The organism is Pseudomonas sp. MF6767 (assembly GCF_016405475.1).
GTDB classification, from domain to species: domain Bacteria; phylum Pseudomonadota; class Gammaproteobacteria; order Pseudomonadales; family Pseudomonadaceae; genus Aquipseudomonas; species Aquipseudomonas paracarnis.
Genome location: NZ_JAEKCY010000004.1, coordinates 264,102 through 288,936 on the forward strand (window position 1 = coordinate 264,102; position 24,835 = coordinate 288,936).

The window sequence follows — 24,835 nt, forward strand, 5'->3', positions numbered from 1 at the left end:
CCGCATGGGCGCTAATCACATTCATAAGGCGTGTTTCTGGCGGCTGGCCCAGGGTGCCAGCATAAAGCTGAACGCCAGGCCCAGGCTGACCGACAAGCCGAAATTGCTCACGGCCGGTGTACTGGAGACCGCCAGCAGGCCGAACGACAACCAAGTCGTCAGTGCCGCCAGCAGTGTTCCCAACAGGCTGACGGCAGGGCCGCCGATCTGCTCGCGCATCAAAATCGCATAGTCGACGCTGATGGCCGTGACCAGCAGCAGGCCAAACAGGCTGAACAAAGTCAGCGGCTGGCCCAGCCAACCGAGGCTGGCCAGGCTGCACAACGCAGCCAGCAGCGGCAGGGCGACGATACGCAAGGCGCCGCCAAAGCCGAAGGGCGCAATCAGCAATAGCACGATCAGCACGCAAGACAGCAACTTCAATTCGGCAGCACTGATCTGCGTGTCGGCAAACACCCGGTTCAAGTCACCCAAGCGGTCCACCAACTGCACGCCGGGCAAGTTCAGCGCCTGCACCCGCAGCAGCGCCGGGTTGTTCAAGCCTTGCAGGCTGACCATGGCCACCACGCCGCCATCCACCGGGCCCAGCCACAGCGTGCGCCAAGGCTCGGCCAGCGGGCCTTGCAGTGCGGCGTCGATGTCTGCGGTGGGCAGCGCCTGCAACTGCGCCACTTCGGCTTGCAGGGCGCTGAGGGGCACGCCGAGGTCCAGTAGCGGTTTCCAGTGTGGCGCCAGGTTGTTCAGCGCCTCGCGCAGCTGTTGTTGCTCGCCGGGAAGGTTGACCAGTTGATTGAGCGCCAGGTAGCCCTGGAGCTTGTCCATCTGCACCAACTGGTCCAAGCGTTTGCCCAAGGCGGCCTGGCGCTCCAGCAACTGCTGCTGATTGTCCGCTCGCACCAGGAAAAACTGGCTGGTGGGCTGGAACCCGGTGATGCGCGCCACGGCCTGGGCTTCCTGCAGCAACTGCGGCGGCGCACCGATCCATTGGCGGATATCGTTTTTAGTGTTCAGTTGCCACAGGCCCGCCGCGCAGAACAGCAGCACCCACACCAGCAGCACCGAACCGGGCACGCGTTTGAGCAGGGCCGTGCGTAGCTGCCATAAGTTTTGGGCGACACGCAGCGGCCATTGCGCCGGGCGCAGTTCCACGCCCTTGAGCAGTGCGGGCAACAGGCACACGGCGCACAAATAGGCACCGACCAGGCCGGCAGCCGAGAACACGGCAATCTGGGTCAGCGCCGGGAACGGCGTCCAGGCCAGCGCCAGGTAGCCGATAGCACTGGTGGCCAGGCTCAGGCTCAGCCCCGGCAGGGTCAGGCGCAACGCCGGCCAACTGCGCCACGGTTGCAGGCTCCAGCTTTTGGACAGGTAATGCAGCGGGTAATCGACCGCCACGCCGATCAGGCTGGAACCCAGCACCAGGGTCATCACATGCATATGCCCAAACAGCGCCACACACGCCACCGCGCCAAACAGCATGCCCACCAGCACCGGCACGAACGCCAGCAACACCCGCCAGCGTCGGAACGCCAGCAGCAGCAACAACAGGATGCCCAGGGTGGCGCCGCCGCCGACCCAGGTCATTTCCCGCGTGGCCTGCTGTTGTCCGTTGGCCGCGTAGAGCAAACCGCTAGCGGCGAGCAGTTGCGCGCCGTGTGCGCCGGCTTGCTCGCGGCTGGCTTTTAGCAAGTCTGCCACCTGCAGCGGCAGCTTCATGTCGAAGGCGTTGCCGGTGGTGCGCGCCCGCAGCAGCACCCAACTCTTGCCGTCGGCATCGGCGATCAAGGCGCCGCTGCCGATGTCCATTTGCACCGCGCCGTGTTGCGGTTGGCTGTTCTGGATGCGCCCGGTCAGGCCGAGCCAATCGTCCTGGCTGGGCACCAGGCTGAAGCCGGTGAAGGGGTCGAACAGCGATTGCACGCGCTGCTGGATGAACGCGTCCGGCTGTTGGATCAGTTGCTCGCGGTCTTTGGCTGAGAGCATCGACAAGCGCCCGCGCAGCAGTTGCTCGCGCAACGCTGGCAAGTCGGCTTGCAGGTTCCACTGCACCTTTTCAAACAGGCCGCTGGCCTGCCAGCGCTCACCCAGTTGCTGCGCCACGGCCACCGCTTGCTGGCGGTCGGCATGCCCCACCAGCACCAGCATTTCGCGGTTGAGCGGCTCCTGCATGCGCTGTTCGGCTTGCAGTTCCAGTGCGTCTGGCGTGCTGCCAGGCACCAGCTCCATCAGGTTGGCCGACAACGGCGCGCCATCACGCCACTGCCAGCCTGCCAGGGCCAGCACGGCCACCAGCAGGGTCAGGAACAGGCGCGGCAGTAGGCGCTCACTGGGCAAAGTCGTGTTGCTCCGCATCGCTCAACGGCTGGTCGGCGGTACTGTCCTGCATGCGCAACAGCGTGCTGTCGCCTTGGGTTTCCAGCAGTTCAATGCTGTGCACCAGTGCGCCGCCGTCGATATTGATCTGGGTGAACACTTGCTTGAGCAGCAGTGAGCGTGGGGTCAGCGTGAGCTTCCATTGTTGGGCCTCGCCTTGCAGTTGCAGGTCGAAGTCGCGCTGCAGGCCACTGCTGTCGCCCTGCAGTACTGCCAGGAACAAACGATTCTGTTCGGCGCCGGCACTCTTGTTTGGCAGTAGTTGCCAGCCATTGGCGTCACGGCGGGCAATGCCCTGGGCTGTAATGCGGTAGTCCTGTTGCAGCGGGGTTTTCAGCAGCCACAGCAGGCCGTGATCCTTGGCGAGCACGAAGGTGCCTTTGCTCACCAACGGCTGGGGCAGGGCGCGCAGGTGTTTTTCCTGGGTGAAGTTGCCGTGGATCACGGAGGGTTTGGCAAGCTGATCGCTCAACTGCTGCAGGTCGAAGGCGTGGGCGCTCAAGCTCAGCAACAACGCCGCCACTGTAGGAGCGAGCTTGCTCGCGAAAAACCTGAGGGCGCCACGGGGTGTCAGGTGGCCCGCGTTTTTATGGGCGATCTTCGCGAGCAAGCTCGCTCCTACAGGGGATTTCATTTCAGGGCCCTTTCGACGGCGTCGGTGAAGACTTTGGGCGAGGCCAGTTGCATCTCGCGGCTGGCGATTTGCACCGCTACTTGCACGGTGCTGGCGCGGGTCAAGCGCTCGCCGCTGGCCAGGTCGGTAATCAGGTAATTCACCTTCAAACGGTTTTCCCATTCCACCAGGCTGGCGCGCACATTGATGGTCTGGCCGAAGGTCGCGCCACGCACATAGCGTAGCTGCATGTCGATCACCGGCCACGCGTAGCCGGCTTCGAGCATCGCCGTGTAGTTATGGCCGATCTTGTCCAGCAACGCACAGCGCGCCACTTCCAGGTACTTCACGTAATGCCCGTGCCACACCACGTTCATGGTGTCGATGTCGAAAAACGGCACGAGGATTTCAGTGTCGCTGTGCAACACGCCGGGGCTACGCATGCAGCCTCCAATGTTGCGCAGCGATGCGTTGCAGGCACAGGCGCAGTTCGCCTTCCAGGGCGCGGTCTTCGATGACCGGCGCAAAGTCCTGGGCCAGTTCCGCGTGCATCGCGGCCAGTGCAGGTGGCAGTGGGCGAGCATCCTCGGCCTGGGCGCGCAGCCACACGCCTTGGTTGGCGGCGAGGAGGGTCGCGGCGGCGACCTGTTCGGTCAACTCCAGCACGCGGATCGCATCGCGGGCGGCGATGGTGCCCATGCTCACTTTGTCCTGGTTGTGGCACTCGGTGGAGCGCGAGAACACGCTGGCCGGCATGGTGTTTTTCAGTGCTTCGGCGGTCCAGGCGCTGGTGCCGATCTGCACGGCCTTGAAGCCATGGTTGATCATTGCACGGTCAGCCGGGGCGCCGGAGAGGTTGCTCGGCAGGCCATGGTTGTAGCGCACGTCCACCAACAGTGCGAGCTGGCGGTCGAGCAGGTCGGCAACGTTGGCGACCAGGGTCTTGAGGCTGTCCATGGCGAAGGCGATATGCCCGCCGTAGAAGTGCCCGCCATGCAGCACGCGTTCTTCTTCGGCATCGATGATCGGATTGTCGTTGGCGCTGTTCAGTTCGATCTCGATGAACGAACGCAGCCAGTTCAGGCTGTCCGCCAATACGCCGAGCACGTGGGGCGCGCAGCGCAGCGAATAACGGTCTTGCAGGCGATGCAGAGGGGCGGTGGGCGCGTCGATGGCCAGGTCCTTGCGCAGCCACGCGGCGACTTGCATCTGCCCGGGGTGCGGCTTGGCGGCGAACAGGCGCTCGTCGAAGTGTTCCGGGTTGCCTTGCAGCGCCACCACATTGAGCGCGGTGATGCGCGTGGCCAGTTGCAACAGGTAGTCGGCGCGGGCAAAGGCCAGGCAGGCCAGGCCAGTCATCACGGCGGTGCCGTTCATCAGTGCCAGGGCTTCCTTGGGCCGCAGTATCAGCGGCTCCCAGCCCAGTTCACGGTGTACGTCGGCTGCCGGGCGGCGTTCGCCGCGGAACAGCACTTCACGTTCGCCAGACAAGGTCGCGGCCACGTAGGACAGCGGCGTCAGATCACCGCTGGCGCCCACCGAGCCTTCTTCCGGGATCAGTGGCAGCACATCGTTTTCGAGGAAGGCATGCAGGCGTTCCAGCAGTTCCACACGCACCCCGGACACGCCATGGCACAGCGACTGCAAACGCGCTGCCAACACGGCGCGGGTGGCTTGAGCGTCAAGCAATTTGCCCAGGCCGCAACCGTGAAAGGTGTACAGATGACGCGGCAACGCTTCGACGTGTTCCAGCGGCACCGCCACTACGCAGGAGTCGCCGTAGCCGGTGGTCACGCCGTAGATCACGCCTTCCTTGTCCAGCAGCGAGTCGAGGAACTGCGCGCCCTTGGCGATGCGTTGGCGGTACGCGGCATCGTCCTGCAGGCGAGTGGGCACCTGGCGGTTGGCCAGGGCCAGCACGTCTTCGATGCGCAGGGGGCGTTCACCAAAGGTGATGGGCTCAAGAGGCGTCGTCATCGGTCTTCCAGAAAGGGTAAAAGTTGAACCATTGTTGGGGCGCTTGCAGGCAGAACTGGCCCAGGCGTGCGGCGTAGCGGGTGGTCCATTCGGCAATGACTTGCTCGCGGGTGCTGCGCTTCCATTCGATCAAGTCGGCAAAGGGCTCGATAGTCAGGCGATAGCGGCCCTGGTGCTTGAGGCACATCAGTAGATTGACCGGGCACTTGAGCAACCCTGCCAGCAGCCATGGGCCTTGGGGGAATGCCGCCGTATGACCGAGGAAATCCACGCGCACCGTGCGCCCGCCGTGCAGCGGGATGCGGTCGCCGGCAATCGCCAGCCACTCGCCATCGTCCAGGCGCTGGCTGAGCAGCAGCATGGTCGCCGGGTCCAGTTCACTGACCTGGATCAGGCGTAAATGGGTCGCGCCGGCCTCGCCCAGCAGACGGTTGAAACGCTCGGCGTGCTTGGTGTGCACCAGTACATTCATGGTGACTTGTTCGCCGATCTCCGCCAGGGCGCGACACACTTCCAGGTTGCCCAGGTGCGCGCCCACCAGCATCTGCCCACGCTCGCCACGCAGTTGGCTGCGTAACTGTGCCGGGTCGTTGATTTCGATTTGCTCCAGGCGCAGCTTGCCGTTCCACACGTCCAGCTTGTCGAGCAGCGAATCGGCGAAGGCCATGAACTGGGCAAAGACTGTGCGGTGGCTCGGCAGCAAGTCATTGCGCCCGCTCCATTGCGCCAGCCGCTGCTGGTATTGCCAGGCGCTGTGGCGTGCGGTGCGGCCGAACAGGAAGAAGTAAAAGACGATGCTGTAGAGCAACGGGCTCAATAGGCGACGGCCGAGGACTTTGACCGCGACCGCGGTGAATTTCATCAGCCAGAAGCTGCCGCGTTCCTCGCGGTCGGCCCAATGCTTGGTGCTGTCGTTCATGCTTGCCACCGTCGCCACAGGATCATCGGCGCACGCACGAGCATGCCGAAGAACAACCGCGTGTGCATGGCGCTGATGCGCAGGTTGTCGCGCAACAAGCGAAAGTGCGACAGGCCGTCGGCGGGGTAGTGCACCAGGGTGGGCAGCCAGCGCATCGGCTGGTTGCGCCAGGCCAGGCGCACCAGGATGTCCGAGTCGAAATCCATGTGCGTGCCGATGTAGGCCGAGTCCATCAGCGCCAGCGTCGGCGCCAGCGGGTACACGCGAAAGCCGCACATCGAGTCGCGAATCTCAAGCGACAGGGTGTTGATCCACACCCACACGTGGGTCAGGTAACGTGCGTACAGGCGACCCTTGGGCACGCTGTCGTCGTATTCGGGGTAGCCGCAGATGACGGCCTCGGGGTGCTGGCGTGAGGTGTGGATAAAGGTCTGGACTTCGCGCAGGTCGTGCTGGCCATCGGCGTCCACTTGCAGGGCGTGGGTATAGCCCTGCCGTGCTGCTTCGCGAAAACCGGCCATCACGGCGGCGCCCTTGCCCTGGTTGCTGGGCAGGGTCAGCAGGGTGACGTTATCCAGCGTCGCCAACTGCGCCAGCACGGCTGCGCACGCGGCGCTGCTGCCATCGTCCACCAAGAGGCAGGGCAGGCCGCTCTTCAGCACACTGTGGACCACGGCCGGCACGGCGGCTTCGTGGTTGTATACCGGGATCAAAGCGCAGGGGTTATGCATATTCAAAGCCTGCGCAAACCCCGTGGCGAGGGAGCTTGCTCCCGCTGGGCTGCGAAGCAGCCCCAATGGAGGCGACCGAGATCATCCTGGGAGTGGGTGATGCCTGGGTTGGGAGCGCTTCGCACTCCAGCGGGAGCAAGCTCCCTCGCCACAAGAACAGGTTATGCATACGCGGCCTCCAGCACGATCCGCCCGCTTGAGCACGCTGCAACCCCATTGCGATAGGCGAAGTACAGCTTGCTACGCTCCCGATCAAAGCGCAGGTGCAGTTCGATGTGATCGCCCGGGCGCACCAGTTGTTGGAACTTGAGCACTTCCATGCCGGCGAACCGGGTTGGCAGGTCGAGCAATTGTTGGCCCAGGTTGAACGCCCATTCCACCTGCACCACCCCCGGCAATACCGGGGTGACCGGGAAGTGCCCGCTGAAATAGGCCAGGTCCGGTGGGATGCTCAGTTGCAAGGTCCATTCACCTTCGGTTTCGACTTGTGCCAACACCTCAGGCCCCTTGGGGCGAGGCGCCAGCAACAAGGCTTCGATATCGGCCTGGGGCAATTTGCCCTGGCTGTTCAGCGGCAGTTGGCGCAACAAGCGCCAGCGGCGTGGCAAGGCCAGGGCTTCGCAATGTTGGCTCAGGTGCTGGCGCAGGGTCTGGGTGAGCGTGCGGCGTCCCTGGTTGCGCAAGGCATGCAGCCCCGCGTCGGTGAGCACCACCACGGCACCCAGGGACGCACGGTTTTCCTGCACCACGCCCAGGCGGGTGTCGCACACCCATTCATGGGCGATCAGCGCTTGTTCCAACATCGGCAGGGAGATGCGTTTTTCTTCCAGCTTGACGATACGGTCCAGGCGGCCCAGCAGTTCGAAGCGCCCATCGGCATGCAGGCGAACGGCGTCGGCTGTCTGTTCGACATGCCCTTCGGGCAAGTACTTTGAGGCGATGCGTAAAGCGCCGTCGGCATCCTGGCTCAGTTGCACGTCGGCAAACGGCTGCCAGGGTTGCGCACCCTGGCGCCAGGCGATGCCGCCGGTTTCCGAGCTGCCGAGGATTTCTGTGGGCCATTGCTGTAAACGGTCGTAGAGGCTGCCGGCCGCATCAACCGGCAACGCGCCACCGGAGGAAAATACCCGTGCAACCTGGCTCAGTGCCGGCCAGTCGAGGTTGTCGCCCATGCGCTTGAGCAGCGCCGGGCTGGCCACCCAGGCAAATTGCGGGTGCTCACGGCTGGCGCGCTGCATGTCTTCGGGGAACGCCAGTTGCTTGCGTACAAAGGTGCGGCCGGCACACAGCGGCCACAACACGCGAAACAGCAAGCCGTAGATATGCTGGGTAGCGACGCTGCCGATGATGCAGGCGTCCTTGAGATCTTTGCCCCACAGGGCTTCCAGCGCCTCTACTTCATTGGCCAACTGGCGCAGGGACTTGTCGATGCGCTTGGGCTCGCCGCTGGAGCCGGAGGTGCACAGGCTCAGTTGGCAGTTGTCCAGATCGAGGGCGGCGGCACTCAAGGGCGCTTGATACAGCGCGTCCAGGTCGCTGGCTTCGACCAGCCAGGCATCCACGGCGTCGGCCCAGCGCTGGCGCGTCTGGGGTTGCAGGTCGGCGGGCAGCAGTACGCTCGCACCGGCCCGCCAGGCGCCCAGCAGCGCAATCGCCAGCAGGCCGGCGTCTTCCAGGTGCACGGCCAGGCGCCGGATACCCCGGGCCTTGAGGCCTGCGGCGAGGCTCAGGGAGTGCTCGCACAGTTGCGCGTGATTCATGAGAGGCTCGGCGGTCACCCCGCGATCTTGCAGTGGCTCAAGCAGCAAGTGCTCAAGTTTCAACCCTTTCATACGCGGCCTCGAACCCTTTGTCGTACCAGCCATTCCACGGCAAACAACAAGCCCATCAACCCGTAGGCGATCAGGCCGTTGTACAACGTCCACCAGCTCAGCGGCGCCCACAGGGTGAGCGCGGCGGCGAGCAGGCCATTACAGAGAAAAAACACACTCCACACCAGGGTGACCCGGCGGGTATACACCACCGCGTGGGGCGGCAGGTGCGGGTCGGTCATGCGTGCCAGGCGCTCGACCATCGGCGGGCCGTACTTCAGGCTCAGGCCGAACAGCGCCAGCATGAATCCGCTGACCAGGCTCGGGTACCAGCGCAGCCACTGGGGATTATCGAACCATGCCAGTGCCAGGCAAAACACGATCACCACCACCGCCATCCAACGGCTGCCCGGGCGCCGCGCAGCGGTGAGCGCGCGCAACAGCCACAGGCTGCCCAGCAGCAAGCCGAACTGCCAAGGTGCAAAGTGCTCGGTGCCGTAATACACCGCGAAGGGGTACAGCAGCCCCGCCAATAACAGGCCAAGGCCGATCAGCCGACTCATGCGGCGGGCTGGACCAGACGGTACACCGCCTCTACCACGTCGTTCACCGTGCGTACCGCCTTGAACTCTTCGGCGGCGATTTTCTTGCCGGTCTGGCGCTTGATGTGGTCGATCAGGTCCACGGCGTCGATGCTGTCGATTTCCAGGTCCTGGTACAGGTTGGCGTCGAGGGTGACGCGTTCCGGGGGCAGTTCAAACAGTTCCACCAAGGCGTCGCGCAGGGTGTTGAAGATATCGTCACGAGTTTGCATGGTACGGTCTCAAGCTGCCTGTCGGGCCGTGACGAACGCCGCAAGGCTGGCCACGTTGGTGAAGTGATTGCGGGTGTCCTTGGCGTCGGCATCGATTTTGATGCCGTATTTTTTCTGGATCGCCAGGCCCAATTCCAGCGCATCGACCGAATCCAGGCCCAGGCCTTCGCCAAACAGGGTCTGGTCGCTGCCAATATCGTCGGGGCTGATGTCTTCCAGGCCCAGGGCCTCGATGATCAGCGTCTTTATGTCGTGCTCAAGGCGGTGTTGGTCGCTCATCTTCGGCGAGCTCCTTAATGAAATAGTGATGCAGGTGATCGTTGAGCTTGCGTGAAGCCTGGGGCGCGGGCCCGACTGCGGCAAACGCTTGTGGCTCTATATCGGCGCCCACGCGCAAACTGAAGTGAAATCGACGGTGGGGGATGCGATACCAGGGTTCGGCCTTGGTCAGGGTGGTGGGGCTGACCTTGATCACCACTGGCGTGATGATTGTCGCACCGCGCAGCGCAATGGCCGCACCGCCGCGATGAAAGGCCGGCGCCGCGCCCGGCGTGGTGCGTGTGCCTTCGGGAAAGATGATCAGCGTCTGGCCGGCGCGCAGGGCATCGGCTGCGGCATCGAGCATATCGGCACTGCCGTCGTTGCTGATATAGCCGGCATCGCGTACCGGGCTGCGGGTGAACGGGTTCTGGAACAGGCTCTGCTTGACCACGCAGTTGGTCTGGCGCATCAGGCCGATCAGGAACACCACGTCGATCAGCGACGGGTGGTTGGCGACGATCATCTGGCCAGGGCGGCCAAGCTTTTCGGCACCCTCGACGCTGTAGGTGAGAATGCCCAGGCCCTTCATCAGGCGAATGAAAAACCAGAACAGGCAACTGATGGTGTGGCGTGCGCGCCGTTGGTGCTGGGTGGCGTCGCCCGGCAGGCAACTGAGCAGCGGAAACACCAGCAAACGCAGGCACAGCCCGCCGATGCCGAACAGGCAAAAGCTGAGGGCCGTGGCGAACAGGCGCCAATAATAGGCCTGCCGTGGCTTGTGGGTCAGGGCTTGCGTTGCCAGTTCCATACTCGGTTCTTCCAGGCATGTTGGCAGGCGCCCTGTTCGGTCAGCAGGGTGCGCAGCAGGTTCAGGGCGTGGGGCCACTGGGTTTGAGTGAGTTGGACAGTGCCAGTGGTGAGTTCCAGTTGCCACTCGTCGCCCGGCGTGAGCAACAGGCCGAGGGCATAGGGGAACGGCACATCCGTAATCCAGCTGGCGTAGGCGTGGGGCGGTTGTTCTTCAGTGATCACCAGCAATACGGCAGCGGCGCCTTCGTTGAGCAGAGCGGCGGCTTCGAGCAGGCCATGTTCGAGGCCATCGCCGGCGGCGGCGAGGGCGGTCATCTCGCTGGTTTCATTGCGCAGGATCGACCACAGGCCAATTACCGCGTTATGCACCGACAGGCTGAACTGAGTCGGCGACAGCGGCTGCTCGTTGGCCAGGTCGCTGAGAATGTCCAAGGTGCGCGGGGTTTCACCATGGCGGGAAATAAACACCAGTGGCAGGTCTTCAAGGCCCTCGGCCAGCGGCCAGCCGACGCTGAACGCCATGCGCGCCAGCCGGCTCAGACGGCGGCGCTGCATGGCTGGCAAAAATGACACATCGGGGGACGCTTCGCTGACAGGCGGCAACACCGGGTCCCGGCACCAGGCGTACCAGTCGTCCGCACTCGCAAGGCCAGGAGCCCAGGCGCGCCATTGGGCGATGTTGAAGTTGATCACTGAGAAGTTATCCCGCCCCTGCGGGCTTCCATGTGCGGCCAATGGCCCCGGATTCCGGGACAGGGAGCAATGGCCGTATGGCGCGCATTATCCCGGTGCCGTGGGGTTCTAGCAAATAGTGGTGAAAGTTTGTTCACTATTGATCACAAATAAGTTGGAAGAATTTACAGATTATCGGCGAGCGAAGGCCGGACTCGATCGTTGCGCGGTTTCCATTCATTTGTGAGCCAGACAGCGCGTGAGGATGAACGAGGTAGCTAACCAGCGCTTTTGCGCTCTACACTCGGGGGATTCATTGATACACGGAGGTTTTTCCATGCGGCGCGTGGTGTTCAATCAAAAAGGCGGTGTGGGCAAGTCCAGCATCGCCTGCAACCTGGCGGCGGTCAGCGCCAGCGAAGGTTATCGAACCCTGTTGGTGGACCTCGATGCACAGGCCAACTCAACTCAGTACCTCACCGGGCTGACGGGCGACGACATCCCCATGGGAATCGCGGATTTTTTCAAGCAAACCCTGTCGACGGGGCCGTTTTCGAAGAAAAACAGGGTAGATATCTACGAAACCCCGTTCGATAACCTGCATGTGATCACCGCCACCCCGGAACTGGCCGACCTGCAGCCCAAGCTTGAGGCCAAGCACAAGATCAACAAGCTGCGAAAGCTGCTGGATGAACTGAGCGAAGATTACGATCGAATCTACCTGGATACGCCTCCAGCGCTGAATTTTTACGCGGTTTCGGCGCTGATTGCCGCCGATCGCGTACTGATCCCCTTCGATTGCGACAGCTTTTCCCGCCAGGCCCTGTATGGCCTGCTGGCTGAGATCGAAGAATTGAAGGACGACCATAACGAAGGCCTTGAAGTGGAAGGCATCGTGGTCAACCAATTCCAGGCACGGGCGAGCCTGCCGCAACAGATTCTCGATGAGTTGATTGCCGAAGGGCTGCCGGTACTGCCGGTGTACCTGGCCAGCTCCGTGCGTATGCGCGAGTCGCACCAGGAGAGCAAGCCGCTGATCCACCTGGACCCACGGCATAAGCTGACGCAGCAGTTCGTAGACCTGCACAACCTGCTGGAAAACGCCTGACCCAACAGGCAACACCGAACACGGTGGGAGCCGGGCTTGCCGGTTACGGCCTGACAGCCCACGCTGATCGAGATGAGGCACCGCGATCCAAATGTGGGAGCTGGCTTGCCTGCGAAGATATCGACTCGGTGTGCCTGAATCACCGAGTTGACTGCATCGCAGGCAAGCCAGCTCCCACATTGACCGAGTTGATTGAGGGGGATGTTTACACCCCCTGGCTGCTCAACCAACTCATCAACTGCGGCAACGGGAATGCCCCGCTCTGGCGCGCCACTTCGCGGCCGTTCTTGAACAGAATCAAACTGGGAATCGAGCGAATCCCCAACTGCGCCGACAACTGCTGGTTAGCTTCGCTGTCCAGCTTCGCCAGCCGGCACTTGCCTTCCAACTGCCCGGCTGCCTGTTCGAATACCGGCGCAAACGACTTGCACGGCCCACACCAGTCGGCCCACACATCGACCAAAAGCGGCAGGTCGCCCTTGATCTGGCTGGCATAGTCGCCCTGTTTCAAATCAAAGGGTTTGTTCAGCAACACCGGCTGCTTGCAACGCCCGCACTTGGGCGCGTCACCCAGGCGTTCGCCGGGTATACGGTTGAGGCCGTTGCAATGAGGGCAGGGGATGACAAGAGGTTCGGACATCGGAGGCTCCTGGGGTTTGGCCAGTTGGGTATTTGGTGTCGAGACAGAGGTTTATCAAGGATATAGATACTTATTCGCTCACATTTTCGTCCTCGCCAGCGTGAACGGTGTGGCTAGGCTTTTTGTTGTGCACCACCGGTCTGTTTGCGGCTATAGCAAATTGCGATAGTTCGAATTCAGGTTTACCCTTCATAGCAAGATGCGATAAGGACGTTGCATGCGAGTCATCAGTGAAAGCAGGATCTGGGAAGCAAAAGGAAAATGGCCGCGCTCTGCAACAGCTCTGGATCAGTGGTATCGCGTGATCAAGCGCAACGCCCCCAATGACTTTGCCGCAATGAAAGCCATGTTTCCCGCCACCGACAAGGTAGGTGAATTTCATGTATTTGATATTGGCGGTAACAAGCTGAGGTTGATTGCGTCGGTGCAGTATCGAATGCAGCGCGTTTACATCAAACACCTGCTTGACCACCGTGATTATGAGAAAAACAAATGGAAGGAAAAAATCAGATGAGCGCACTTATGCGAGTGGCGGCAGAGCACTGGCAGTTCGTTTCGCCTGTGCTGCGCAAGCCGGAAAACGAGGCAGACTACGACGCATTGGTATGCGGTTTGGATGAGCTATTGAGTCTGGTGGGTGAAGACGAGGACAGCCCGCTGATGAGCCTGGTCGACATTCTGAGCGACTGGATCGAAGCTTATGATCGTGAGCATCGCCCAATGCCCGTAGCCAGCGGGGTCGATGTGCTGCGCTACATGATGCGCGAGCACAATCTTACCCAGAGTGACCTTCCTGGCGTTGGGGCGCAATCGGTTGTCTCGGAGATACTGAGCGGAAAACGCCAGCTCAACGTGCGCCAGATTCGTTGGCTGGCCGAGCGTTTCGGGGTGTCGGTGGAGACCTTTATCTAAGGGGTCACGACGAACAACTAATCTCCAAATGCTTACCCCAATCCGGGGGCCGTTGCGCGTACTGCTCCATGCCCGCTTGTTCCTCAAACGGCCTGGTCAGCACGTCATGCAGCCGCCGCACTTCGCTGTAGTCGCCTGATTCGGCGGCGGTGATGGCGTTTTGGGCCAGGTAGTTACGCAGGATATATAGCGGGTTGACCGCGTGCATGCGCTCACGGCGCTGTTCCTGGGTGTAATCCCCATCCCGTGCAACACGGGCCTTGTACCGCTCGGCCCAGGCATCAAACCCGGCCATGTCGACAAAGTCATCACGCAACCGCGCCACGGCTAACGTCGCCGATTCGTCGCCCAGGCGGCGGAAGAACAGCGTGTAGTCCACACCGCTGTTCTGCATCAGCTTGAGCAAACCCTCCACCAGCGTCTGGTCGTCTTCTTCGGCGGTGGTCAGCCCCAGCCGGCGGCGCATCAGGTCCAGGTAGTGCGCTTGATACAGCGGCAGGTACAGGCCGAGGGCTTCTTTCAGTGCGTCAACGCTGATGAACGGTGTAAGCGCCTGGGCCAAGGCGCTGAGGTTCCACTGCCCGATCGGCACCTGGTTGCTGAAGGAGTAGCGCCCTTCATGGTCGGAATGATTGCAGATGAAGTGCGCGTCAAAATCATCGAGAAACGCGAAGGGCCCGAAGTCGAAGGTAATGCCCAGGATCGACATGTTGTCGGTGTTCATCACGCCGTGGCAAAAACCATAAGCCTGCCATTTGGCGATCATTTCGGCGTTGCGCTCGACGATCTCGCGGAACATCGCCAGGTAAGGCTCGGGTTGCTCGCGGCATTCGGGGTAGTGCAGGTTCAGCACGTGCTCGGCGAGTTCGGCCTGATGCTCAGGCTTCTTGGTGTAGTAGAAATATTCGAAGTGTCCGAAGCGAATATGGCTGTGGGCCAGGCGTAAAACCATCGCCCCGCGTTCCTGTTTCTCCCGCCATACCGGCGTGCTGGAACCGATCACGCACAGGGCGCGGCTGGTGGGGATGCCTAGCGCATGCAGGGCCTCGGAGGCGAGGAATTCACGAATCGAAGAGCGCAACACGGCACGCCCGTCGCCCATGCGCGAGTAAGGCGTCATCCCGGCGCCCTTGAGGTGTAAATCCCAATGCTCGCCGGCCTCGTTATAGACCTCGCCCAGCAATAACCCGCGGCCATCGCCCAACTGCGGGGTGTAGCCGCCGAATTGATGCCCGGAATACACCATCGCCCGTGGTTCTGCCTCGGCCCACAGCTTGTGGCCGCCGAACAGCTCGGCAAATACCGGGGTTTCGGCCACGGCCGGGTCGAGGTCAAGCAGGGCCATGGCGGCCTTGCTCGCGACGACCAGGCGCGGCTCATCGAGGGGCTCTGGCAGTACGTGGGTCGAAAATGCGTCGCCCAGGCGTGCGAAGCGGTTGTCGAAGGTCAGTTCGTCGAGGGCTTTCACCGGCCATCTCCAGCAGAATGTCCGAGCATTCTGCTGGGGATAGGGCGTTTAGTCGAGTTTGCTGGGTGGCGGCTCCGGCGCATCCACGACTTTGCCTGCAGGAGGCTCGGGGGCGTCGGGCTTGTCGAGCGGCTCGGCAATGGTCTTGCGCTCGTCTTCGGCCGGCACCAATTTGTATTCCTGGCCGTGAAGATTCTTCAGGTAGATTTCCATCTGCCGGAACGAGATGTTGATGTGCTGTTTCTTGAACTCACGATTGATGTAGCGGTTGACCTCGTCCAACACCGGGTTGCGATCGCCCAGGTCGCGAACATGCATGCGCAGTTCGTGGTCGAGGGTGCTTTCGCCGAAGTTGAGGAAATACACGTGGGGTTCCGGCTCTTTGAGTACCCGTGGGTTTTCTCGCGCCGCCTTGAGTAGCAATTCCTTCACCAGGTCCAGGTCGGAGCCATAGTCCACGCCCAGTTTCAGGGTGACACGGGTGATGGTGTCGGTCAGCGACCAGTTGATCAGTTGCCCGGTGATGAAGGTCTTGTTGGGGACGATGATGTCCTTGTTGTCGAAGTCGGTGATGGTGGTGGCACGAATGCGGATCTTGCTTACCGTACCCGACAGGTTGCCGATGGTAATGGTGTCGCCGATGCGCACCGGGCGTTCGAACAAAATCATGATGCCGGAGATGAAGTTGGCGAAGATCTCCTGCATGCCGAAACCCAGGCCCACCGACAGCGCGGCCACCAGCCATTGCAGCTTGTCCCAGCTCACACCGAGGGTGGAAAGGGTGGTGACAAAGCCCACGCCGGCAATGATGTAGGACAGCAAGGTGGTGGTGGCGTAGGCGCTGCCTTGGGCCAGGTCGAGCTTGGACAGCACCAGGACTTCGAGCAGGCCGGGCAGGTTGCGCGCCAGGGCGAAGGTGATACCGATGATGATCGACGCGCCCAGCAGGTCGCCGATGCTGATGGGCACCATGCTGATATTTGCACCTGTGCCGCTGGTGTATTCGTACAGGGTGACGTTGTCCAGGTAGGAAAATACCGAGATCAGGTCCGACCACACCCAGTACAGCGCCGCGATAAAGCCGCCGAGCAGGGCCAGGCGGATCAGGCGCATGGACTGTTCGTTGACCTGCTCGATGTCCAGGGTCGGCTCTTCGATCACCGCTTCGCCGTCACCGGCCTCCTTGGCTGCCTGGCGTTTGGCCAGGGCCCGGGCGTAGGCCAGGCGCCGTGCGGCAACACCCAGGCCGCGCACGAAGGTGGCTTCGATCACCAGCCAGAACATCAGCAGGTACAGGGTATTGATCAGCCGGTCGCTGAGTTTCAGTGCGGTGTAGTAATAGCCAAAGCACACGGCAATAAACAGTGCGATGGGCAGGGCGGTGAACACCACGCCGATAGCTTTGCGAAACAACGAGGCCTTTTCGTGGGTCGGGCTGTTCAGCAGCAGGCGGCCCAGCAGCCAGGCCATCAGCCCGTAGCAGGTCAGTACCACGGCGATACCCAGCACGTCGTCAGCCAGCGCGGCCGGTTGATGTTCGGCAATCGCGACCACGGCCACCAGCGCCAGTACCACCAGCCCGAGCTTGCGTATCCAGCCTTGCAGGAATTCGACCTGCGGCCTCTCCCAGCGAAAGTGCAGCTCCGCCACGCCGCCCGGCGCGAGGATGCGGTAGGCGGTGTAGAACACCAGCCAGGCTTGGGCGATCTGCAGCAAGGCCGCGCCCAGGTTGGCGTTTTGCCCGCGGGCGTCGATCTGCAACGCGTAGCCGCACAGCGCCAGGCCCAGGGCCACGGGCATCGCCAGCAGGATGTTGATCAGGATGGCCTGCGGCGTATGCCACTGGCTGTCGCGCTTGAAGTGGCCGATGTCCTGGTGAACCTTTTTCAGGCGCACATACAGCGCATTGCGTCGCCACAACAGCGCGCCGATCAGCAACAGCAACGGCAGGAACAGCAGTGGGCGTTGGGTCAGGCCGTCATACAGCTCACTGACGCTGGACGCCCAAGGCAGGGTGGTGACCTGTTTGCTCAGATGCGCCGGTACGGTTTCCAGCCATTCAGTGTCCAGCGGCTTGTTGCTGGGGATCCAGAACATTTGCTCGTCGAGCGTGGCCCGCAGGGTGCTGGCGGTGCTGAGCAGTTGTTTCTGGTTCAGTTGCAGGGTGATGGATTCGTTGAGCAGTGCACTCAGCTCGCGGCTCAGACGCTCCAACAGGTCGCTGCGGGTGATCGCCACTTCCAGCAAGGTGCGGCGCAGTTGCGGGGTGACCTCATCCGGTGGCTGGTTCGCCAGCAGGTTGTCCACATAGGCGCTTGGGGAACTGATCAGCTCACGCTGTTGGTTGACCTCGAACTGATACAGGCGAATGTTGGCGATGTCGTCGGCCAGGTCTTTGTCCACGGTGAGACGCGGCAGGGCCTGCTTTTGTTTATAGAGAATCTTGGACAGCAGCAGGCTGCCCTTGAGCACGTTGATCTGCTCGTCCAGGGCCGAATCGCTTTGGGTCACGGTGTCCAGTTGCTGCTTGGTCTGCAGGTTTTTCTGGGTCAGGTCGTTGAGGCGGTCGGTGCTTTTGAGCAGGTAGTCGGACAGCTTCAGGTTGTCTGCGCTTTCCTTGGCAAGGATGCTACTGCCGCCGGCTTTCTGCGCTTCGATGGACTGTTGGGTCACCGTCTGCTGGGACTGGGCCAGGCGTTTCTGGTTGATCAGGGTTTGCAGGTCCTGGATTTCTTGCTCCAGGCGTGCGGTTTTTTCCTGAATCAGGTCGTGCTGGCTGTTGCCCAAGTCTTGCAGTTGGCTGTTGCCGGCCAATTCCTGGCGGCGCAGGGGAATCAAGGCATTCAGGGCCGCCAGTTCGGCGTTGAGCTGGTTGCGCTGGTCGCCGCTGAGAGGTTTGCCATTGTCTTTGCCAAGCTTGAGCGTCGCGTTGATTTGCTGGATGCGCGTCTGACTGCTGCTGATCTCGGTCTGGGCGCGCTCAGGGCGGGTCTGGGCGGCGATGGTCAGGCTGTTGGCGTCGGCCAGTTCTTTTTGCAGGTCGCCTTGCTGGGTGCTGCGTTGCACCAATAACTGCTCAAGCTGCGGCACCGGCAGGCTGGCGTAGCGTTGGGCCACCGGAATGATTTTGGTGGCCTTGAGGCGCGCCAGCTCACGCTGGTTCTCATTGGTCTGGCGCGGGGCCTCTTCCAGCTGGCGCTTGAGGTCGGCCAGGCGCTGCTCGTAGTCCTGCTGATTGCCCAGGTAGGTCAGGGTCTGTTGCAGGGTCGCCTGCAGCGCCTTCATGTCGGCGTCAGGCAGCTTGCGGTCGGGCAGTTTATCCAGGCTTTGCTGGACGGCTTCGGCGCTGGGCGGGTCGGCGGCGTATACGCTGCCAACACAAAGGGTCAGGCCCAGCAGGGCAGTGGCGAGAAAAGTACGCAGGGTTGGCATAGAGACCGGTCTTGCAAAGTGAAGAATCGGGGCGTCGTTGTCCCGCAGTTTAGAGGAAGAGTCCGGGGCCCGGGCGACTTCCTTCGGGGAATCTGACGCCGACTTTGCCAATCTTGTTCCCGTCCATGACGGCGACGGTCCAGATGGTGTTGTTCCACTCCACCTGGTCGCCGACTACCGGTGCACCGCCAACCTTCTGGGTAATGAAGCGGCTCAATGGCATGTCCGGGTCGATACCTTCAAGCTTGAGCCCGTACAAGGCGGAAACCGCGCCCAGCTGGGCGTCGCCTTCGAGTACGAAGTCACCGAAGAAGCGCAAATCGAGGCCCCGTTGCGGCGCCTGGCTGAACAATTTGCCCAGGGCCGGCAGGTTGTGTTCGTGGCCGATCACACAGAGCAAATCGCCGACTTCCAGCACCGTACTACCCGACGGATGGAGCAGTTGCTGGCCACGAAACAGCGCGGCGATGCGCGTGCCTTCGGGCATTTTCAGCTCGCGCAGGGCCGCGCCGATGCACCATTTTTCGGCGCCCAGGCGGTAGACGAACAGCTCCCACTCGCTGGTAACGTGCACTTCCAGGGCCGCGCGGGAGATCGGCGCCGGGTCTGGCGGTACGGTGACTTTGAGCAACTTGGCCACCCACGGCAGGCTGGTGCCCTGCACCAACAGCGAGACCAGCACGATAAAGAATGCCAGGTTGAAGTACAGCTGCGCATGGGGCAGGCCGGCCATCAGCGGGAACACCGCGAGGATGATCGGTACCGCGCCGCGCAGGCCCACCCAGGCTATAAAGGCTTTTTCGCGCCCGTGGAACGCCTTGAATGGCAGCAGGCCAACCATCACCGACAGCGGCCGGGCAAACAGGATCATCCACAGCGCCAGGCCCAGGGCGGGCAGGGCGATGGGCAGCAAATCGTGAGGCGTGACCAGCAGGCCCAGCACCAAGAACATCCCGATCTGCGCCAGCCAGGCCATGCCGTCGAGCATATGCAAAATGCCATGCCGGCTGCGCACCGGGCGGTTGCCGATGACCAAGCCGCACAGGTACACGGCGAGGAAGCCGCTGCCGTGCAGGGCGTTGGTCAGGGCAAACACGAACAGGCCACCGGCGATCACAAGGATCGGGTACAGGCCGTTGGCCAGGTTGATGCGGTTGACCAGCTGCAACATCAGCCAGCCGCCGCCCAGGCCCACCAGGCCACCGATGCCGAATTCGCGGATCAGGTGCGTGAGCAGGCTCCAGTGCAGGCCGGTCTGGCCGCTGGCGAGCATGTCGATCAGGGTGACGGTGAGGAACACCGCCATCGGGTCGTTGCTGCCGGATTCGATTTCCAGGCTGGCGCTGACCCGCTCGTTGAGGCCCTTGCCGCCCAGCAACGAGAATACCGCCGCGGCGTCTGTGGAGCCGACGATGGCGCCGATCAGCAAGCCTTGAATGATATTGAGGTTAAACAGCCAGGCCGCGGCCATGCCGGTGAGGCCGGTGGTAATCAACACCCCCACCGTGGCCAGGGACAAGGCCGGCCACAGCGCCACGCGGAAACTCGCCACCCGGGTGCGCAAACCGCCGTCGAGCAGGATCACGGCGAGGGCGAGGTTGCCCACCAGATAGGCGGTGGGGTAGTTATCGAAAATGATGCCACCGCCATCGACCCCGGCGGTCATGCCCACGGCCAGGATAATCACCAGGATAGGGATACCCAGGCGTGACGAAAGCGAACTCACCAGAATGCTCGCAGTCACCAGCAACGCGCCGATCAAGAACAGGCTGTTGATGGTCGTCGCATTCAAAGGCAGTACTCCAGGGCAGGGGAAGACGGGGCGCAAACTGACCATGCAGTCTGCGTGCCAGGGATTCTAACCTGTTGAATTGCTGCGCTGTCAAAAAGCTTTTGTGGCTGCACATCGCTCAAATGTGGGAGCTGGCTTGCCTGCGATTGCGGTGTGCCAGGCGCCATGGGCGTCAGCTGACAGATTGCTATCGCAGGCAAGCCAGCTCCCACAAGGTATGCGGTGTGAGCAAAGGCTTATTTCAGAGGCGGAACCTTCCGACCATCCCATTCAGATCCACCGCCAAGCGCGACAACTCACCGCTCGCCGCGCTGGTCTGGCTGGCGCCGGTTGCCGATTGCACCGACAGGTCACGGATATTCACCAGGTTGCGGTCCACTTCCCGCGCCACCTGAGCCTGTTCTTCCGCCGCACTGGCGATCACCAGGTTGCGCTCGTTGATCTCCACAATCGCCGTGTTGATAGTGTCCAGCGACAGGCCCGCGCCTCGGGCGATGTTGAGTGTCGATTCGGCGCGCTCGGTGCTGTTGCGCATCGAATCCACCGCGTGTTCAGTGCCTGTCTGGATGCTGCCGATCATGCGCTCGATTTCGCTGGTGGACTGCTGGGTGCGATGGGCCAGCGCCCGCACTTCATCGGCCACCACGGCGAAACCACGCCCGGCTTCCCCGGCTCGAGCTGCTTCGATCGCGGCGTTCAGGGCCAGCAGGTTGGTCTGGTCAGCCAGGCCACGGATCACGTCCAGCACTTTACCGATATCCCTCGATTCATTGGCCAAGTCGCCAATCAGGGAAGCGGTGGCCTGCACGTCGGTACTCATGCGTTCGATAGCGCTAACGGTTTCCTGCACCAGGTCGCGACCGTCACCGGCGGAGGTGGTGGCGTTGCGCGAAGCTTCGGAGGTGCTCACCGCGTTGCGTGCGACTTCTTCCACCGCACTGGTCATCTCGTTGACGGCAGTGGCGGCCTGTTCGATTTCGTTGTTCTGCTGGGTCAGGCCACGGGCGCTTTCGTCGGTGACCGCATTCAGCTCTTCAGCGGCAGACGCCAGCTGGGTAGCGGAGCCGGCGATACGTTGCAGGGTGTCGCGCAGTTTGTGTTGCATCTTGGCCATGGCCGCGAGCAGGCGCCCGGCTTCGTCGTTGCCGTCCACGGTGATCGGGCGCGTCAGGTTACCTTCGGCCACTTCTTCGGCGGCTTCTAGCGCCTGGGCGATGGGCAGGGTGATGCTGCGGGTCAGCAACCAGGCAAACAGCAAGGTCAGCGCCGTGGCAATCACCAGCAGGCCTACCACCAGGTCAAAGGCCATGTCGTATTGGTCTTTGGCGCGCTGGTTGGTGGCGTTGGCGTCGTCGTTATTGATATCCAGCAAGCGGGTCAAGACCGCATTGACCTGCTCGGAGTTGTCCAGCAACTCGGTGTTGAGCAGGCTGCGCAGCTCGTTGACCTGATTGGCGCGAGACAGGCTCTTCATGCGCTCTTCAATCTGGCGGTACTGGCCCAGCAGGCGCACGTACTCGTTGTAGACGTTGCGCTCTTCGGTGCTGGTGATCAGTTTTTCGTAGATGTCCTGGGCTGTGCGAATCTGTTGATTGCGCAGTTCGAAGGCTTCCAGGGTCTTTTGCTGTACATCCGGCTCGCGGTTGGTCAGCAAGCGGTACGACAGCACGCGCAGGCGCAGGGTCAGTTGGGTGAATTCATCCAGGGCGCGAATGCTGGGCACGCTGGCCGAGGTGATGTCTTCGGTGGCTGCACGAATTTTGCTCATCTGGTTCAGGGCGAACACACCGAGCAACAACATCAAGGCGCCAATAAACGCGAAGCCGAGGAAGGCCCTCGGGGCGATATTCATATTACGAAGAGACATGCTGGAGTCCTGGGGGATGCGCTATCCATGCGGCCATGAGACGAGGTGTGCCCGCCTTATCGGCCATGCGACTAAAGTCTTAAGGGGGCGCGCGCTTTTGTCGCATCGGACCAGGGGTTGGGTGAGTTCAGGAACCAGATCGGGTAAATGCAGTCACTAAGGCTCGAAAGTGCGGCCCGGCCTTGCATCATCGGGCTGCGCGGCCAGGGATAACCCTGGCATCCGAGGTGAATTTTCTTTATCGTCACCGCCCTTTTTAAAAGCCCGAGAAATCAAAATGTTAGAAGCATCCCTCAGCCAATTGGAACAACTGGTCAGCGACCTCGTACAGCAGAATCAAGAATTGCTGGGCAGCAACGAATCCCTCAAGGCCGAGCTGGCCCGCGCCAAGGACGAAAACGACAGCCTGCAACTGAACCTGATGGAACAGGAAGAAAAGCACGGCGCCACCGCCGCCCGCATTCAGGCGCTGGTTGAGCGTGTAAGTGCAGGGCCTGTCAGCGCATGAGTGAGGGCATAAAGGTCGTTTCGATTCTCGGAGAGGATTACTCGATCAAGGCACCGGCCGGCGAAGATCAGACCCTGATGCATGCCGTGACCATGCTCAAGGCCTCCCTGGCGGTTACCAAGAAAAAGTACCCGACCCTGATCGGTGACAAGCTATTGGTACTGGCCGCGCTGAACCTGTGCGCCGAGCAGATTGAAATGCAACAGGCTCACCAGCAGGAACTCGACCGTTACCAAGAGCAAGTCAGCGCCACGGTCGATGTGATCTCCAAGGTGATCGGTCAGCCTTAGAACCACTCGTCTTGCATGCCCAGGCACGTATCGTCGCGTGCTTCCAGAATCGCCAGTTCATGATGGCAGCTCGGTACTTCCCAGGTCAGGAAGTACCGGGCAGCCTGGAGCTTGCCCTTATAAAAGGCCGCGTCAGCCGCGTCACCCTTGGCCAGCCCTTCTTCGGCGCGGATCGCCTGTTCCAGCCAGCGCCAGCCAATCACCGTGTGCCCGAACACTTTCAAGTACAGCGCCGAGTTCGCCAGGCTGCTGTTGACCTTGCCTTGGGCGAGATCGGTCAGCAGGCCAATCGTGACGCTTTGCAGCCGGTTTACCAGTTGCTCCAGAGGCTCTCGCAGTGCCGTGAGTGAAGGGTGCTTTTGCGCCCGGGCTCCGGTTTCAGCGATCAGGCGAATCAATTGCTTCAAGCCGGCACCACCATTCTGCGCCAATTTGCGCCCGAGCAGGTCCAGGGACTGGATGCCGTGGGTGCCTTCATGGATGGGGTTCAGGCGGTTGTCGCGGTAGTACTGCTCCACCGGGTATTCGCGGGTGTAGCCGTGGCCGCCGAGAATCTGGATCGCCAGCTCGTTGGCCTTGAGGCAGAACTCCGACGGCCAGGATTTGACGATGGGCGTGAGCAGGTCGAGCAATTCGTGGGCTTGCTTGCGTTCGGTGTCGGTTTGCAGGGTGGTGGTGTCGTCGAATAGCCGCGCCGCGTAGAGGCCGAGGTCAAAGGCGCCTTCCACATAGGCTTTCTGGGTCAGCAGCATGCGCTTGATGTCGGCATGCTGGATGATCGCCACCGGTGCGGTGCTCGGATCTTTGCTATCAGGCAGGCGCCCCTGGGGCCGTTCGCGGGCGTAGTCCAGGGAGTAAAGGTAGCCGGCGTAACCGAGCATTACCGCGCCCATGCCTACGCCGATGCGTGCCTCGTTCATCATCTGGAACATGCAGCTCAGCCCCTGGTGCGGCTTGCCCACCAGGTAGCCGACACAGTTGCCGTTATCGCCAAAGTTAAGCGCCGTGGACGTGGTGCCGCGCCAGCCCATCTTGTGGAACAGCCCCGCCAGCAGCACATCGTTGCGAGCGCCCAGGCTGCCGTCATCGTTGACCAGGAACTTGGGCACGATAAACAGCGAAATGCCCTTCACGCCTGCGGGAGCGTCCGGCAATTTGGCCAGCACCATGTGCACGATGTTTTCCGACAGCGAATGGTCGCCACCGGAGATAAAGATCTTGTTGCCCTTGAGCCGATAACTGCCGTCAGCCGCTGGTTCTGCACGGGTCCGAATGTCCGACAGGGAGGAACCGGCATGGGGCTCGGTCAGGGCCATGGTGCCGAAGAAGCGCCCGTCGATCATTGGCTGCAGGAAGCGTTGTTTCTGCTCCTCGGTGCCGAAGCTCTCAATGAGGTTGGCGGCGCCCATGGTCAGGAACGGGTAGGACGTCGAGGCGGCGTTGGCCGATTGGAAGTGCGCGAAACAAGCCTGGGACAACAGGGTCGGCAGTTGCATGCCGCCTGCTTCAAAGCTACGTGCTGCGTTGAGGAAGCCGGCTTCAAGGAAGGCGTCCACGGCGGGTTTGACCTCCGGGATCAGGATCGCCTGGCCGTTTTCATAGCGCGGTTCGTTTTCGTCGTTCTTGCGGTTGTGAGGGGCGAAGTACTTTTCTGCGATGTTGCGCGCCGTGCTGATCGCGGCATCGAAGGTTTCGCGGTTGTGTTCGGCAAACCGCTCGCGCTGGGTCAGGCCCTCGGCATCGAGGACTTCGTACAGCTCGAAAGCCAGATTGCGGGAACTGAGCAGCGTCTCGGACATGGCGGCGTACCTTTGAAGGAATTGGCCTGAGTCTAAGT

At 62.0% G+C, this 24,835-nt stretch carries 23 protein-coding genes and 1 pseudogene; 5 read left to right on the forward strand and 19 right to left on the reverse strand.

All coding sequences use genetic code 11. From position 1 onward, the window contains the following. Positions 1-21: 21 nt before the first annotated feature. The 12 genes from JFT58_RS09760 to JFT58_RS09815 all read right to left on the reverse strand — a co-directional run bounded on the left by JFT58_RS09760 (position 22) and on the right by JFT58_RS09815 (position 11,002). Positions 22-2,352, reverse strand: coding sequence for an MMPL family transporter (locus JFT58_RS09760; protein ID WP_054896216.1), 2,331 nt, complete (start codon positions 2,350-2,352; stop codon positions 22-24). Continuing rightward, the gene (locus tag JFT58_RS09765) at positions 2,324-3,007 is read right to left on the reverse strand and encodes an outer membrane lipoprotein carrier protein LolA (protein WP_054896217.1); all 684 of its coding nucleotides are present in this window, start codon (positions 3,005-3,007) and stop codon (positions 2,324-2,326) included. The genes JFT58_RS09760 and JFT58_RS09765 overlap by 29 nt, the downstream gene beginning before the upstream one ends. Continuing rightward, the gene (locus JFT58_RS09770) at positions 3,004-3,429 is read right to left on the reverse strand and encodes an acyl-CoA thioesterase (RefSeq protein WP_054896218.1); all 426 of its coding nucleotides are present in this window, start codon (positions 3,427-3,429) and stop codon (positions 3,004-3,006) included. The genes JFT58_RS09765 and JFT58_RS09770 overlap by 4 nt, the downstream gene beginning before the upstream one ends. Continuing rightward, entirely contained in the window at positions 3,422-4,963 is a 1,542-nt protein-coding gene (locus JFT58_RS09775) for an HAL/PAL/TAL family ammonia-lyase (RefSeq protein WP_054896219.1), read from the reverse strand. The genes JFT58_RS09770 and JFT58_RS09775 overlap by 8 nt, the downstream gene beginning before the upstream one ends. Further along, complete coding sequence (locus JFT58_RS09780; RefSeq protein WP_054896220.1) at positions 4,947-5,882, reverse strand: LpxL/LpxP family acyltransferase; 936 nt, start codon at positions 5,880-5,882, stop codon at positions 4,947-4,949. The genes JFT58_RS09775 and JFT58_RS09780 overlap by 17 nt, the downstream gene beginning before the upstream one ends. Beyond that, positions 5,879-6,613, reverse strand: a complete 735-nt coding sequence (locus JFT58_RS09785) for a glycosyltransferase family 2 protein (protein WP_054896221.1) — start codon at positions 6,611-6,613, stop codon at positions 5,879-5,881. The genes JFT58_RS09780 and JFT58_RS09785 overlap by 4 nt, the downstream gene beginning before the upstream one ends. Positions 6,614-6,774: 161 nt before the next feature. Next, a complete protein-coding gene (locus JFT58_RS09790) occupies positions 6,775-8,445 on the reverse strand; it encodes an ApeI family dehydratase (protein WP_054896222.1) in 1,671 nt (556 codons plus the stop codon). Further along, complete coding sequence (locus JFT58_RS09795; protein ID WP_014716602.1) at positions 8,442-8,987, reverse strand: membrane protein; 546 nt, start codon at positions 8,985-8,987, stop codon at positions 8,442-8,444. The genes JFT58_RS09790 and JFT58_RS09795 overlap by 4 nt, the downstream gene beginning before the upstream one ends. Then, positions 8,984-9,238: an acyl carrier protein gene (locus JFT58_RS09800; RefSeq protein WP_003187949.1), complete on the reverse strand. Its 255-nt coding sequence runs from the start codon at positions 9,236-9,238 to the stop codon at positions 8,984-8,986. The genes JFT58_RS09795 and JFT58_RS09800 overlap by 4 nt, the downstream gene beginning before the upstream one ends. A 9-nt stretch (positions 9,239-9,247) precedes the next feature. Then, positions 9,248-9,517: a phosphopantetheine-binding protein gene (locus tag JFT58_RS09805; protein WP_034125597.1), complete on the reverse strand. Its 270-nt coding sequence runs from the start codon at positions 9,515-9,517 to the stop codon at positions 9,248-9,250. After that, the gene (locus JFT58_RS09810) at positions 9,495-10,307 is read right to left on the reverse strand and encodes a lysophospholipid acyltransferase family protein (protein ID WP_054896223.1); all 813 of its coding nucleotides are present in this window, start codon (positions 10,305-10,307) and stop codon (positions 9,495-9,497) included. The genes JFT58_RS09805 and JFT58_RS09810 overlap by 23 nt, the downstream gene beginning before the upstream one ends. After that, positions 10,283-11,002: a beta-ketoacyl synthase chain length factor gene (locus JFT58_RS09815; RefSeq protein ID WP_054896224.1), complete on the reverse strand. Its 720-nt coding sequence runs from the start codon at positions 11,000-11,002 to the stop codon at positions 10,283-10,285. The genes JFT58_RS09810 and JFT58_RS09815 overlap by 25 nt, the downstream gene beginning before the upstream one ends. Before the next feature lie 316 nt (positions 11,003-11,318). Between JFT58_RS09815 and JFT58_RS09820 the strand changes: the two genes are divergently transcribed. Beyond that, the gene (locus JFT58_RS09820; protein WP_034125599.1) at positions 11,319-12,089 is read left to right on the forward strand and encodes a ParA family protein; all 771 of its coding nucleotides are present in this window, start codon (positions 11,319-11,321) and stop codon (positions 12,087-12,089) included. 205 nt (positions 12,090-12,294) lie between these two features. Here JFT58_RS09820 and trxC read toward each other — a convergent pair whose 3' ends face one another. Next, the gene (trxC, locus tag JFT58_RS09825; RefSeq protein ID WP_054896225.1) at positions 12,295-12,729 is read right to left on the reverse strand and encodes a thioredoxin TrxC; all 435 of its coding nucleotides are present in this window, start codon (positions 12,727-12,729) and stop codon (positions 12,295-12,297) included. A gap of 217 nt (positions 12,730-12,946) precedes the next feature. Here trxC and JFT58_RS09830 point away from each other — a divergent pair, with 217 nt between their 5' ends. Then, positions 12,947-13,243, forward strand: a complete 297-nt coding sequence (locus tag JFT58_RS09830; protein ID WP_054896226.1) for a type II toxin-antitoxin system HigB family toxin — start codon at positions 12,947-12,949, stop codon at positions 13,241-13,243. Next, on the forward strand, positions 13,240-13,641 hold the full coding sequence (locus JFT58_RS09835; protein WP_034125602.1) for a helix-turn-helix domain-containing protein: 402 nt from the start codon (positions 13,240-13,242) through the stop codon (positions 13,639-13,641). The genes JFT58_RS09830 and JFT58_RS09835 overlap by 4 nt, the downstream gene beginning before the upstream one ends. Positions 13,642-13,645: 4 nt before the next feature. Here the strand turns inward: JFT58_RS09835 and selO are convergent, their stop codons facing one another. The 5 genes and pseudogenes from selO to JFT58_RS30750 all read right to left on the reverse strand — a co-directional run. Then, a complete protein-coding gene (gene selO, locus JFT58_RS09840) occupies positions 13,646-15,109 on the reverse strand; it encodes a protein adenylyltransferase SelO (RefSeq protein ID WP_054896227.1) in 1,464 nt (487 codons plus the stop codon). Between the two features lie 48 nt (positions 15,110-15,157). Next, complete coding sequence (gene mscK, locus JFT58_RS09845) at positions 15,158-18,541, reverse strand: mechanosensitive channel MscK (RefSeq protein WP_054896228.1); 3,384 nt, start codon at positions 18,539-18,541, stop codon at positions 15,158-15,160. 49 nt (positions 18,542-18,590) lie between these two features. Beyond that, positions 18,591-20,333, reverse strand: coding sequence for a potassium/proton antiporter (locus tag JFT58_RS09850; protein ID WP_034125605.1), 1,743 nt, complete (start codon positions 20,331-20,333; stop codon positions 18,591-18,593). A gap of 241 nt (positions 20,334-20,574) precedes the next feature. Continuing rightward, positions 20,575-21,447 carry a methyl-accepting chemotaxis protein gene (locus JFT58_RS30745; RefSeq protein ID WP_370694794.1) on the reverse strand — a complete coding sequence of 291 codons (873 nt, stop codon included), beginning with the start codon at positions 21,445-21,447 and terminating at the stop codon, positions 20,575-20,577. A gap of 30 nt (positions 21,448-21,477) precedes the next feature. After that, positions 21,478-22,200 (reverse strand): annotated as a pseudogene (locus JFT58_RS30750) (MCP four helix bundle domain-containing protein); the annotation flags it as partial. Positions 22,201-22,477: 277 nt separating this feature from the next. On the opposite strand from JFT58_RS30750, the gene JFT58_RS09860 reads away from it, so the two are divergent. After that, the gene (locus JFT58_RS09860) at positions 22,478-22,708 is read left to right on the forward strand and encodes a hypothetical protein (protein ID WP_003187970.1); all 231 of its coding nucleotides are present in this window, start codon (positions 22,478-22,480) and stop codon (positions 22,706-22,708) included. Continuing rightward, entirely contained in the window at positions 22,705-22,998 is a 294-nt protein-coding gene (locus tag JFT58_RS09865) for a cell division protein ZapA (RefSeq protein WP_003187971.1), read from the forward strand. Before JFT58_RS09860 ends, JFT58_RS09865 begins: the two co-directional genes overlap by 4 nt. Here JFT58_RS09865 and JFT58_RS09870 read toward each other — a convergent pair. After that, positions 22,995-24,797 (reverse strand): acyl-CoA dehydrogenase, encoded by a 1,803-nt coding sequence (locus JFT58_RS09870; protein WP_054896230.1) that lies wholly within the window; start codon positions 24,795-24,797, stop codon positions 22,995-22,997. The genes JFT58_RS09865 and JFT58_RS09870 overlap by 4 nt on opposite strands. Positions 24,798-24,835 lie beyond the last annotated feature (38 nt).